General features: G+C 56.4%; 12 protein-coding genes. 5 read left to right on the forward strand and 7 right to left on the reverse strand.

Annotated features, from left to right (window positions below; all coding sequences use genetic code 11):
- Positions 1–722 precede the first annotated feature (722 nt).
- Positions 723–1,826: an NADH:flavin oxidoreductase/NADH oxidase gene (locus N7578_RS01805; protein WP_311108606.1), complete on the reverse strand. Its 1,104-nt coding sequence runs from the start codon at positions 1,824–1,826 to the stop codon at positions 723–725.
- Positions 1,827–1,932: 106 nt separating this feature from the next.
- Between N7578_RS01805 and N7578_RS01810 the strand changes: the two genes are divergently transcribed.
- Positions 1,933–2,292 carry a helix-turn-helix transcriptional regulator gene (locus N7578_RS01810; protein WP_311108607.1) on the forward strand — a complete coding sequence of 120 codons (360 nt, stop codon included), beginning with the start codon at positions 1,933–1,935 and terminating at the stop codon, positions 2,290–2,292.
- 424 nt (positions 2,293–2,716) lie between these two features.
- Here N7578_RS01810 and N7578_RS01815 read toward each other — a convergent pair whose 3' ends face one another.
- From N7578_RS01815 to N7578_RS01830, 4 genes are all read right to left on the reverse strand, one after another.
- Positions 2,717–3,259: a PAS domain-containing protein gene (locus N7578_RS01815; protein WP_311108608.1), complete on the reverse strand. Its 543-nt coding sequence runs from the start codon at positions 3,257–3,259 to the stop codon at positions 2,717–2,719.
- 490 nt (positions 3,260–3,749) lie between these two features.
- Complete coding sequence (locus N7578_RS01820; protein ID WP_311110024.1) at positions 3,750–4,976, reverse strand: amidohydrolase family protein; 1,227 nt, start codon at positions 4,974–4,976, stop codon at positions 3,750–3,752.
- Positions 4,977–5,027: 51 nt separating this feature from the next.
- The gene (locus N7578_RS01825; protein ID WP_311108609.1) at positions 5,028–5,501 is read right to left on the reverse strand and encodes a GAF domain-containing protein; all 474 of its coding nucleotides are present in this window, start codon (positions 5,499–5,501) and stop codon (positions 5,028–5,030) included.
- Positions 5,502–5,571: 70 nt separating this feature from the next.
- The gene (locus N7578_RS01830; protein WP_311108610.1) at positions 5,572–6,942 is read right to left on the reverse strand and encodes an MFS transporter; all 1,371 of its coding nucleotides are present in this window, start codon (positions 6,940–6,942) and stop codon (positions 5,572–5,574) included.
- A gap of 101 nt (positions 6,943–7,043) precedes the next feature.
- On the opposite strand from N7578_RS01830, the gene N7578_RS01835 reads away from it, so the two are divergent.
- Entirely contained in the window at positions 7,044–7,967 is a 924-nt protein-coding gene (locus N7578_RS01835; protein WP_311108611.1) for a MurR/RpiR family transcriptional regulator, read from the forward strand.
- Positions 7,968–7,986: 19 nt separating this feature from the next.
- Here the strand turns inward: N7578_RS01835 and N7578_RS01840 are convergent, their stop codons facing one another.
- Positions 7,987–8,253: a hypothetical protein gene (locus N7578_RS01840; RefSeq protein ID WP_311108612.1), complete on the reverse strand. Its 267-nt coding sequence runs from the start codon at positions 8,251–8,253 to the stop codon at positions 7,987–7,989.
- Between the two features lie 171 nt (positions 8,254–8,424).
- Between N7578_RS01840 and N7578_RS01845 the strand changes: the two genes are divergently transcribed.
- From N7578_RS01845 to N7578_RS01855, 3 genes are all read left to right on the forward strand, one after another.
- Positions 8,425–9,732 carry a replication-associated recombination protein A gene (locus N7578_RS01845; protein ID WP_311108613.1) on the forward strand — a complete coding sequence of 436 codons (1,308 nt, stop codon included), beginning with the start codon at positions 8,425–8,427 and terminating at the stop codon, positions 9,730–9,732.
- A gap of 25 nt (positions 9,733–9,757) precedes the next feature.
- A complete protein-coding gene (locus tag N7578_RS01850) occupies positions 9,758–9,934 on the forward strand; it encodes a transposase (RefSeq protein WP_311108614.1) in 177 nt (58 codons plus the stop codon).
- Between the two features lie 464 nt (positions 9,935–10,398).
- The gene (locus N7578_RS01855) at positions 10,399–11,070 is read left to right on the forward strand and encodes a response regulator transcription factor (protein WP_311108615.1); all 672 of its coding nucleotides are present in this window, start codon (positions 10,399–10,401) and stop codon (positions 11,068–11,070) included.
- Between the two features lie 41 nt (positions 11,071–11,111).
- Here the strand turns inward: N7578_RS01855 and N7578_RS01860 are convergent, their stop codons facing one another.
- Entirely contained in the window at positions 11,112–12,647 is a 1,536-nt protein-coding gene (locus N7578_RS01860) for a histidine kinase (protein WP_311108616.1), read from the reverse strand.
- Between the last annotated feature and the right edge of the window lie 76 nt (positions 12,648–12,723).

A 12,723-nucleotide genomic window follows, 5' to 3' on the forward strand; every position in this document is an offset into this window, starting at 1 on the left:
TCGCGCTGTCGACCATCATTAACCACCTTCTAAGCAAGCCACTGAAATCGTTTCTGAGGACAGCAGCGGCGCGATTCAGCTTGGCATGGCGGTTTCCGGTGTCGTGACCACACTTTCATGGCTTATATTCTCTTACCGCGACCTTACAGAACTCGGCCGGACCGGAAAGCGGTCACGGCGATGGATCCGGAGTTTGACAGGTCCGTCCGGGTCCAGCAGACATGGGACCGTGCGTTTGCCTGCAACATCGCCAATGCCCGTGAAGCGCATTCCAAACCGCTGGTTATCGGCATCATCGGACGCGGCACCTCGAATTCAGCTTTGGGACATCCTCCCCGCTGGAAGACTTCTGTGTCGCGAATACAGCCGTTCTGTTCCCAGCGATGGTGTTCGGCGTGACAAGCAAAAATGCCGCGATTGGCGATGCCGTGTTTCCTTTACCAACGGCGTACGATCCCGCTTCGAATGTGCTTTCGAAGCGGGTTTAAAACCTGCGTTTTCCGCACCGATGCTCAAAAACTATCGAGGCATCCCAACGCTAGACAGCCGATGGCGTGTCGTGGTGCAGTCTTGTCGCATACCCAAGGCTGTATCGCGGGGGCCTCCCGTGATGCAGCGATGGCACCCGCATCGACCTCCACCAGACACCGCAAAACCGGCATCAGCGAACGGGTCAAGTCATATTCGCATTGCGCAACCAAGCGCGGCAGTTTCAACTCCGCTCATGCCTTGAACAGAGCCTTCAAAGTCGAGGGCTGGCTGCGATGATATTGAGGTGCAGCGGAAACCTGTCCGCCCAGAGCGGCTGCGGCATGCCACGGCCAACGTGGATCGTAGAGGATCGTACGGGCCAGCCCAATCAGATCCGCATCTCCCGTCGCAACGATCGCTTCTGCCTGAGACGGCTCGGTAATCAATCCAACAGCGACGACCGGTATCTTCACGGCAGCCTTCACGACCCGCGCGAACGGCACCTGATAACTCGGAGACACCGGAATGTTCTGCTCGACGTGCAGACCGCCAGTCGAAACGTTGATGGCATCGCATCCGCGAAGCTCAAGAGCTTTCGCGAACTCTACCGTCTCTTCCAGATTCCAGCCGCCATCGTACCAGTCTGTGGCCGAAACGCGTACCGAAACGGTTTTTTCGGCCGGAAAAGCTGCTCGTACCGCATCGAAAACCTCCAACGGGAACCGCATGCGGTTTTCGAGGCTGCCACCGTACTCGTCCGTTCGCTGGTTCGAGAGCGGCGACAGGAAGGAATGAAGCAGATAACCGTGCGCAGCATGAAGCTGGATGGCATCGATGCCGAGACGCGCCGCACGGACGGCAGCCTCCGCAAACGCATCGCGGATAGCCTCCATGCGTTCACGGGTCAGTTCGGTCGGGGCATTGTCAGTCGACTTGAATGGCACCGGTGACGGTGCCTCCGTCTGCCATCCATTCTCTTGGTCGGGAGCGATCTGCCCGCCACCCCGCCATGGCAGATCGGACGATGCCTTGCGCCCTGCATGGGCAAGCTGAATGGCAATCGGAATTTTCGACCACTTCCGGATGCCATCCAGTGTTCTGCGCATTGCAGCTTCGGTTGCATCATCATACAATCCGACATCAGCGTAGCTGATACGACCCTCGGGAACGACTGCAGTCGCCTCGATCGTCAGCAGGCCTGCACCGGAGAGAGCCAGTTGTCCAAGATGGATGAGATGCCAGTCCGTCATGCAGCCATTTACGGCTGAATAGGTGCACATCGGTGCGATTGTGATACGGTTTTCGAGTTCGAGGTTACGGATCTTGAACGGCGTAAAAAGCTGGGGCTGTGGCATATGGCTCACCTTTGGTATGGAGTAAGCCATACCTACGCCACAAGCAGGTATGCGTCAACCTATACCTTATGCTTGCACCGAGCGGCCAATCCTCGTAATTTGCCTTATGCCAGACATTCTTCCTCAGCCTCCGCGTGACGAAATCGATCTCAGTGTCGTGTTCTCCACACTTTCCGATCCGCTGCGCCGAACAGTGATTGCCATTCTCGCAACTCTTCCCGATTGCACGGAGCGCAACTGCGCGTCCTTCGGCTTTCCGGTTGCAAAAGCCTCACTGACACATCACTTCAAGATACTGCGCGAAGCAGGCTTGATAAGCCAGATCGATTACGGCAACCGCCGAGCATCCTCGCTTCGCCGTGAAGACATCGAAGCCCGGTTTCCCGGCCTGCTATCCCTTCTTGTGGAAGAGCTTGAGCGCGATGGCGGCGCCGAAAATGCCATCGCCTCTGCCGGAAAACGCTGAGTAAACCTCTTGGTCTGCCCGGCCCGTTACAAAACAGACAACGGGAGTGAGCATAAAACAGCGAACCTGTCAGATCCCCCTGCCGCCCCGGCGAGAAGGGCGGTGTAGATGAGCGCCTGCATTTTTCATGAACGTTCTCGTTCAGTCCTTCGGGCAGGTTCAACTATTTCTGGGCAAGCTGCCTGTACGTTAACGTCGGTCGCTTGAGATCGACGGACTGGGTCATTTTGACTTGCGTTTTAACCTTAGCCACCCTCACGGCGTCTTCCAATGTTGGAAACCCGGACAACCTCGCAAAGGCTTCACCGTTTCTTCGCTCATTTCCATTCGACGCCATAAGAAACAGCATGTCCGGCAGCTCCTGGTCAAACCGCGCGCCCGCGGAAGCACTCGGATCTTCGGCCTTTGCCCACCTCGCGTACGTTCAGTGCCGAATTATGCGATCAGGCCTTTCTGGCGAGATTTCGTCCACAGCGGCAAGCACCAGTCGGAGCACATCAGCTCTTGGCAAGCTGTCGCTGAAGATCTGGGCAAGGTCGATAAGGTCCAGATAATGGCGTTTAAGAAATTCGCAATCTTCGGCACCGTGTCGGTGCGGATACATGTAACCGATGTATTCGGAAGGCTCTCCCGCTTCATCGCGGAAGCACCGCGCCACGGCTGTTACCCAAAGTCTGGAACCGTTCTTCCGCCATATCTCGTAATCTTGAGCACACGGGTCGCTTGTCACCAGTGAGTGGTGGATTGATCGGGATACGCGGGCGCGCTCATCTGGATTGACGTAATGGAGATATTGCTCGATTGGCAATCCGGCAGCCACCTCTACCTTGTCCATGCCAAATATTGCCGCAAAAGTCTCATCGCCGCAAAAGCGGTTTTCCTGGACGGTCCAGCTGAAAATGGCGGCTCCGCCTAAAACAGTCCTTGGTACATTCGGAAATTCTGAACGAGACTGACGATTCCGCATGTCCATCCCCCAAGTTCATGCGCATTATGTCTGACGTTACCGCAAATATCGTATCAAGCAAAAGTTGATTCGCAATGCTGACGGTTGAAAAATCACCAAGCCGCGCCCGATCAGAGAGCTCCCATATGGCGCGCGCGCCCGGGTGCAAATCTGCTACGGCATACAGCAAGCCTCGCGGCCGGTATGGGTCAGGGCATAAACGGTGCGGCGTGGAAATGTCGATGTCGACGAAGGCGTAACCAGTCCTCGTTCCGCACAAGCCGTAAGCCGTTATGCCAACACCTTCGGAGTGATCCCGGGCAACACCTCAATCAGTGCTGGGAAAACCAGCTCAAGAGCTGAAAGACGCCAATGGATCAGCGCGCGCTCCGCGCCATGTTTAACGCATTCGATAAGGTCCAGGCGCGACACCGCAGGACGGTCACATTTGTCAGCCCGCCCCATGGGGCGAACCGACTTCGGGGGCAGCGATGCAACGCGGTTTATTCTGCTACTGCTGTTTGACGAATTGTCCGCCCTTGATAATGAACGGCATATGGCGCCCCTGGCCTGTCAGCAGCGATAGATCTTCCAGCGGATTGCCATCCACCACGATCAGGTCGGCAAACGCGCCAGCGGAAACGGTGCCAAGCTTGCCCTCATATCCAAGTGCCTTTGCGGCATCCAGCGTTGCGGAGCGAATGACGTCCGCCGCTGGCAGATGTTCGCCGCGCAGAACGAATTCCTCCGACTGGTGTTCGTGCATCTCGCCCAAAAGATCGGTGCCGTAGATCATCGTCACACCTGCCTCATGGAGAACCTTGAGGGCGTTGAAACCGGCGCTGCGAACATCTTCAATCTTGGCTACGGAAACGGGCGGCAGACCAAGCGATGCACCATCCTTTGCCAGGCGGTCATAGACAATATTGGTCGGAACCACGAAAGCGCCGCGTTCCTTGGCCAGTTTCGCCGTTTCGGGCGTTATCAGATTGCCGTGTTCGATCGACTTCACGCCGCATTCGATGGCGCGGCGAATGGCAGCATCCGTATAAAGATGGGCAGCGACATAGGTCTGGGCGTTTTCCGCTTCTTCAACGGCGGCCAGCAGTTCTTCCCGTGAGAAACCGAGATTGGCGATGGGATCGGTTGGCGAAGATACACCGCCGTTGGCCATGAGCTTGATGAATTGCGCGCCAGCCTTGATCTCTTCGCGAGAAGCGCGACGAACTTCTGCAACACCATCACAGATACGGCCCAGCGCACCGAGCTGGTCGGGATAATGCTCGACCGACCGGCGATTGAAGCGGCCGCGGTAATCGGTGTGCCCGCCCGTCTGTGACAGTGCCTTGCCACAGATGATTAGCCGCGGTCCGATGATCGTTCCTTCTTCCAATGCCTCCACAAGACCATGGTCGGCACCACCGAGATCGCGAACCGTGGTAAAGCCACGCATCAGCATGGCCTTCATGATGTTGGCGGAGCGTAGGGCCACCAGCGAATTCGGCAGATCCGCATTGGCGCCGAGATCGAGTTTAGTGGCGATGACATGGACATGACCATCGATCAGGCCAGGCATCACCGTCTTGCCGGCAAGGTCGATCACCGTATCAGCCTGTTCGGTCACGCCGCTGCGAACTTCGACGATCAAATCGTTGCGGATGAGGATATCCACCGGATCCGTTGGTTTGTCCTGCGATCCGTCGACCACGCGTGCATTTTTCAGGAGAACTGTAGTCATCATATAGGCTTTCATTCGAATTTCTGTGAGCGCTTGAAAGGCGGCGGCGCCTCAAGGGCGATTTGCCAGAAGGAAGTAGGGGACAAGCCAGTGCGCGAGTGCCTCGACGCGTGCCACATGGGCGTCGTCGTAACTGCCTGCGCGATGGGTGAGATTGATCGTACCGATGCAGTTGCCATCGAAGACGACCGGGACGTTTATCTGGGTGCCGCCACCGAGACTGGCGATCAGTTCATGATCGAAAAAAGCCCATTTCAGGCCATCCATGTCCCTGGCGAGAAAGCTTTTCTGTTCGCCGATGACGTGACGCCCCCAAGGCGTATCTGTCATCGGCTTGCGACCGGAAACCGGATAATGGTCCATATCCGAAGAATAGATGCGCACGACTTCGCCACCGTCAACCGCAAGCAGGGTGAAAAGAATATGGCCGACTTCTTGCTGGAGCAAAGCATCAAGGGCCTGGAAAAAAGGCTCTGGCTGGTTCGGCTTCATCATCGCCTCGTAAAGGCGCATTTCAGTTTGCATCACAGATATCCTTTGTAATGGCGGGAGCGGCCTTAGCCGCTCCCTTAAACCGCGATCGGAAAAGTCCGCTTCATTTCGAACTTGCGGCGAATTCTTCCGCCTCGATTTCTTCCAGCGAGCGGTTCTTTGTCGGAATGCCGAGAATGAGAACCGATAGAGCGCCCACGAAAAGAATGACGGTGGTCATGCCGAACACACCGGCAAATCCGCCAATCGGGTAGACCGCGCCGACAAGGATCGGGGCAGCGATACCGCCGATGCGGCCGATTGCGGAAGCCGTGCCGACACCGGTCGCCCGGATCCGGGTCGGAAACACTTCAGGTGTATAGGCATATTCGCCCGCGGCGACACCGTTGATAAAGAACGAGAGCGTCATGGCGAGTGCGATGACCTGCGTGTCACCCGTGGCGAAGGCCAGCGAGAGGGCCGAGACAGCGGCGAGCGCCATGTAAAGAACGATCGTGTAAGGGCGGCCGATCTTTTCGCACAGCCATGCTGCGGTGAAATAGCCGGGAATCTGCGCGGCATAGATCAGAATCGAGAAGGAGAAGCTTTTGGTCATCGTCATGCCGCGCTCGACGAGGAGGCTCGGAATCCAGGTCATGAAGGCATAAATGCTGAATGTGACCGATACCCAGAGCAGCCAGGTCATGATGGTGATCCGCAGGAACCGGGGCGACAGCAGCGTCTTGAAGTTTGCCATCAACGATGTGTTGGGGGTCGAAGCGACCTGTGGTGCGGGAACGACCGGCGGCAGCGCGACGCCACGCTCGGTGTAATCCTTTTCGATTGCCGTGACGATTTCGTTTGCTTCCTCATGACGGCCCTGGCTTTCCAGCCAACGCGGCGATTCCGTCAGACCACGCCGCCACCAAAGGACGATCATGACCGGCATGGAGGTTACGATCAGCGCATAACGCCAGCCGTCATCCGAGGTCGGCACCAGCAGATAACCAAGGACCGCCGAAATCACAAAACCGAACGAGAAGAACGCGGCAAGCGACGCGGTAAACCGTCCGCGATATTTCGCGCCGACGAATTCTGAAAGAAACGGCGCAATGATGGCAGCTTCCGCGCCCATACCGATGCCGCCGATGACACGGAGCGCAAAGAACTGGTGCCAGTCGTTGACGGCTGCGCCTGCAAGGCTTGCCAGGCAAAAGAGGACCAGGGCCCAGAGCATGACGTTCTTGCGGCCATAACGATCACCGATCGCGCCAGCAATCAGGGCGCCGATCAGAAAGCCGACATAGGTACTGCTTGCCAGATAGCCCACCTGAAGGCTGGTCAGCTGCCACTGCGCACGCAGGGCCGGAAGCAGGAAGGCGATTATGCCTGCGTCCCAGGCTTCGAACATGTAGCCAAGGCCGCCCATCATCAGCAGCTTGTATTGGAAGCGCCCGACTGGCAGCCTCTCAAGTCTTGCAGCAGTATTATACATTTTCGGTCCCCGATATATGGTATGACCGCGTCCCGCACGTGTTGCGGATCGCAGGCGCGCTGTTTTGTCGCGCAATATTTTTTGCACGGGATGAATAGATAATGCAATACGCAAAAAACACTGCAGACACTTTTGCGGAGTCCCTTGAGGACTGGTTGCGCAACCTTGACGAGAAACATTCCCTGACACCGGCCGCCCATGAGGTGGTGCAAGCTGTGATCAATGATCCCCGACATGCCTCTTTTGCGTCCGCGGCCGATCTTGCGCAAAAGGCTGAAGTCAACGTCGCAACCATCACACGGACGGCGCAAAGCCTTGGTTTCTCCGGGTGGCCGGATTTGCGACAGGAAATTCGAACCCGCTTCATGAGCAAGCTGTCAGCGCCTGAAGTCAGCGTCGTCCACCAGCAGGAAACCGGCGCCGACCGTCCGTTCGACGCAGCACTCAACCGCCAGATTGAACAGTTGACGGCATTGCGCAGGCGCACTGACAGGCAATCCGTTCGCGACGTTGCAAAGGTTATTGCAGGCGGGAAGCGCCGTATCGTGCTGGGGTCGGGCAGTTTTGCATCGATCGCAAATATTCTCGCGCATCACGCGACCCTCTGCGGTTATCGAATGGAACTGGCGACAGACGGTGTCATGATCGCAAATGCGTTGGGGGACGTGAAAGAAGGGGATGTTGTCGTCATTGTGACCTTCTGGCGGCTCTATAATTCCGCCATAAGAGCCGCACGCCAGGCCAAGGCGCGGGGTGCAACGACCTGTATCATCACCGATGCGGCCGTGGATGCGCTGGCGGAAAACGGCGACTACCTTCTGTTGGCGCCAGCGGAAAGCACGTCCTTCTATACAACGATCATTCCGGGCATCAGCCTGGTGGAAGCGATATCGGCCGAATTGGGGGCACTCGATCCCGAGATGAGCGCACGCTCCATCGCAAGCTTCGAAGAACAATGGCAGGATCAGGATCTGCTATTCACCAAAACCGCGCCAATGGCTGGAAAGCCGTTCGATACGTTATGAAGCATCCGGAAACATGGGATCAGGCCATTCTTGCCGCACGCGCAGCGATTTTGGACGTGCTCATGGTGCCGTTCTTCAATCGCCCTCTCGAGATTCGGTCACTTGGCGCGGATAACGCCCGTGTTCCGGGATTGCGCGTGTCACGCGTCTGCGGCGCCATCATCCTTACAGCGCGCTTGCCACCGTCACGGCAACGATCATCGGCGGGCCACTGTTTCTCTATTCGATGCGCCAGCAACATTAAGCCCACAGCGATCCGTTCAAGCCAGATCAGCAGCGATTCCATTCTCTATCCAAACACCGCCGGATAAGCATAAAGGCGTGCTGCCGCTCCCCAGCAGTTGAACGCCTGGCTGCGGTTTGACCCTGACTTTCCAAACCGCTAGATCAGCGCTAGCCGGTTGGGCGGCAGCGCAGATGCGGCGGCCTGAATGGAAACCTTTTCAACGAGGCTGATATGACCGATCTTTTCGACGCCGCACCCCGCACCGGTTCCATGCCGCTTGCCGCGGAACTGCGTCCTGCGACGCTTGACGATGTCATCGGCCAGGAGAAAATTCTCGGTGAAGGAACGATGCTGCGCCGGCGTATAGCCGCCGGAAGGCTAGGCAGCATTATTCTCTACGGTCCGCCCGGCCTCGGAAAGACCTCTATTGCCCGTGCGATCGGCAACATGCTCGGCAAGAATTTCAGGCCGCTGCATGCGGCACACAACAATGTGGCCGATATCCGCAAGATCGCGGACGAGGCTCGCATGCGCCCCACGCTTCTGTTTGCCGATGAGGTGCATCGTTTCAGCGCAACACAGCAGGACCACCTCCTGGCGCTGTGCGAGGAAGGGATCGCGGATTTCATCGGCGCGACGACCGGGAACCCATATCATACGCTGACACCCGCTCTCATCTCCCGGTCGACCATCTTGAAGCTGGAACCGCTGGCCATCGAGGAGATGGAAGAGGTGTTGCGTCGCGGTATTGCTCATCTCGCCAGCCGGAGTATCGTCGTGGAACTCGCGCCCGAACTCCTGCGGCGTATCGCCGGGCGTTCCGGCGGGGACGCCCGGCGCGCCCTGACGGTGCTGGAAAGTCTCGCCGTCGGTCATGCTTCGGGCAAGCCGGTGGTAATCACGGAAACAATGGTCGACGAGGCCTATTCGGCAGCGCCGATCAACCACGACCGATCCGGCGATGCCCATTACGATGTCGTGTCGGCATTCGTGAAATCCATGCGCGGCTCCGATCCGGATGCGACGCTTTACTGGCTGGCGCGGCTGATCCACGGTGGTGAAGACCCACGCTATATCGCGCGCCGTATCATGATTCACGCGTCGGAGGATGTCGGCCTGGCGGACAACACCGCGCTTCAGACAGCCGTTGCGGCACTCCATGCGGTCGAGAAAATCGGTTATCCCGAGGCGCAGATCGTACTGGCCCACGCCGCCCTTCATGTCGCACGCGCGCCGAAGTCGAACTCGGCCTGCCGCGGCATTTCTCTGGCGCTGGCGCATGTGGCAAACGAGGCGCCATCGACGGTTCCGATGCATCTGCGCGATGCACATTACAAGGGCGCCACGGCGCTCGGCCATGTCGGATATGCCTTTCCGCACGACGATGTCCGGGGCTGGAGCGATCAGGTCTACGCACCGGATGTGCCGCGTGGGGCGTTCTACCAGAGCGATGCACGCGATTCCGCAACCTTCGAACGGCGGGCAGACGAACACTGGGATAAGGTGACGGGGCAGGCTACAACGCGCCGTTTTGAGTGATGCAGGTTGGCGGAGCATTGAACCGTTGCAGCTTAGGGAGCGGGGCCGCAAATCCCGCCCATCGCATGACAACCGTCGCTTTTTGAACGGGATGCTTCACGTCTTGCGCGTTGGCTGTCCATGGCGCGATATGCATGAGCGATACGGTAAATGGACTTCAATATATGTTCGTTTCGGCCGGGGGGTTGAACAAGGCATATAGGACGCTCTGTTAGAGACGCCGGTCGAGTTGGGCTTGACCGGCGACTGGCAGCATAGAATTGACAGCACAACGGTTCGCGGTCATTCGCAGGCAGTGGACGCTAATGGGACTTATACGGCCACTTGACGACGGAAATCCGCGCTCGCTCTGCTGGACATAGTGACATTCAATCTTGCGAGACACCGCCTGCCTTCCCCCCCGCCAACGGGCGAAGACGTACCTCACAGGAATCGAAAACGCAGCGTTCCAATCAATTGCCGCACTCAAACCGACCCGAATCGGCCCCATCATAAGGTAACGCGGGAGTCCTCTGAGATGAAATCTCCACTGCAATGCTATCAAGTAATACGAAAGGGTTAATCCTTTAGCCCAATTTTCAGGTCAATACCTTCATTTATAGCGAGTTGTTTATATTGATTCTAGTGTGGTAAATTTTCAGTTCAATTAAGTGTGAGGCGGGATCTATGTCATCACCTGTTAGCGTACCTGTATCCGTCGCGTTTGTTGACGATCATCCTATTCTTCTTGAAGGGCTTGTAAGTCTTTACTCGAACAAAAAAGATCTGAAGATTGTTGGCGAGGGCCACAACGCTGTTGATGCAATCAAGATCACTGAACAGCTATCACCTGACGTTATCGTCGTTGATCTCAGCATGCCTGGCGACTCGATGGCGGCGATAGAGGTGATCATCCAGACGATGCCGGGAACCAAGGTCGTGATCTTCACCGCGACCTCCAGTATCGAGACAGCGATCAAGGCGCTCAATTGCGGCGTTTCCGGTTACGTTCTCAAAGGAAGCAGTTCGACCGACCTCCACGATGCAATTATCGCAGCGCACAATGGCGAGACATACATGACGCCGGGCTTCGCGACCAAGGTCATCATGTCGATGAAGGCGGCAGAGGCACGACAAAAAGCAATACAGCACAAACGCTTGAGCGTTCGCGAAGAACAGATCGTCTCACATCTCATGAGAGGGCATACAAATCGCGAAATAGCCAGAAATCTTGATATCAGCGAAAAGACGGTCAAGCATTATATGACCATACTCATGCAGAAGCTTGACGTGCGCAATCGGGTCGAGGCAGTTCTTGCCGCACAAAAAATTGGCGGGCCACGCGATCTCTTCAATTAGAACGACAGTAACAATTCTCGCTGATCGAGCGTCAAACAACGTCAGATCACTGTATGGGCTGAGAATTGATGGATGGGCAAAACCGCTACAACGATGGTTCCGGACGCGCGTCGGAATATGCGCATTTTCCCACCAAACGACCTCACACGCCGTTTCTGGCTGGTCAAACCAAGTTTTACTCTTGCGGCCGCCTTCTGATCCGAGCGCACGACACGCTCTCCCAGGTCAGCCACAACGATGATGAGCTTGTCATCGTGAATTCGGTAGCGGACCTTCTGCCGATTATTAGCCGCATGTCGAAACGCGTTCATCAACCCTTCCTGAATAAATCGATAGACGCAGACATTCAGGTGCGGTTTGTACATCTCGTGCGGTATCAGGCCGTCCATTTCAACGGGAAACGCCGTAAGGTCCCTGTATCGCGCGACGGCCAACTTTATGGTTTCACTCAAGCTGAGTTCATCCAGTTCAGGCAATGAGAGACCAGCGGAAATCTTGCGGAGATCCCCAAGGACGCCTGAGACAAAGTTCAACAGCTTTTCAAGATCAGAGTTGACCTTTGTACCGCTGGCGCGCTGCTCTGCGATCATATCGCTCAGTCGAAGACTGATAAGGGTCAGAACCTGCACCGGGCCGTCATGCAGATCGTTGCCAATCTGGTCGAGGATCTTCTCGTTCAGCTTGCCGGCTTCGAGCCGGGCATAGTCTGCGGCTTTCCTCAGCTTGTCGTTTTGTTCCCACAAATCCAGAGCATTGAGAAGGTTCGTTTCGATCGCGCGCTTTTGACGGACAATAAGCCGGCTCGCTGCCAATGCCATGAGATACAATAACCCGAGCATTGGCAAAGTGATGCCGGCAACAATCAGGAATGTTCCGCGCCGGGCAGAGCGAAGTTCAGCGATCAGATAATTCGGTTCTTCGTAGAATTCTCCAACGAGAATGACCTTGCCATTCCTGTCACGAATGAGGGGCGCATAGACTTCGAGCAGAAGGTTCTGCTTTTCCTCCCCGGTATAAACGTGTTTGTCCACTTCCGTACGGGAGACAACGATCTCACCTGACAAAGCCGATTTCAACTCATCGAAAACTGTCGGATTGTCGATTTTCTGATTGTTGGTCGCATAGAATATGCTGCCATCGGCCCGCCAAAGCTTGATCGTGCGAACATGCTGACCGATAGGTCCTGTGCCGAGCAGGTTCTCAAGGCGCGAAATCAGCACAGGGCTAATCGTATCACTGCGGAGATCCGCTTCCTCGATAAGGGGAGAAACAAAGGTCTCCAGATAGAGAGCTCCAACCCCGCCAGCTCCCTCGAGCATGGCACGTTCAACCCGATCTGCAGCCCAGAATGTGAGGCACGACATCAACACGATCACGATCGGTGACATCAGGATCATGAATTGTGTCGAAAGGTGCAGATCCCGGAACCAGTCTGTCAAACCTCGCCAGGATGATCTCCATTTTCCAGGCAATCGACCGTGCGATTTCGCGTCGTCACCAGTGTCGTCAAACGGCGAATATCTCATGTCCAAACCTGCTGATGTTCTATGCACAAACCTCATGGAATTCGCACTCATCAGAGATAGAAAAGGATCCCGGATTTGATCTCAGACAAGATTCAGGCGCGAATATTCTGCTTCAATTATACAATTA

The sequence above is a fragment of the Agrobacterium tumefaciens genome (assembly GCF_031801495.1).
GTDB lineage: Bacteria > Pseudomonadota > Alphaproteobacteria > Rhizobiales > Rhizobiaceae > Agrobacterium > Agrobacterium tumefaciens_K.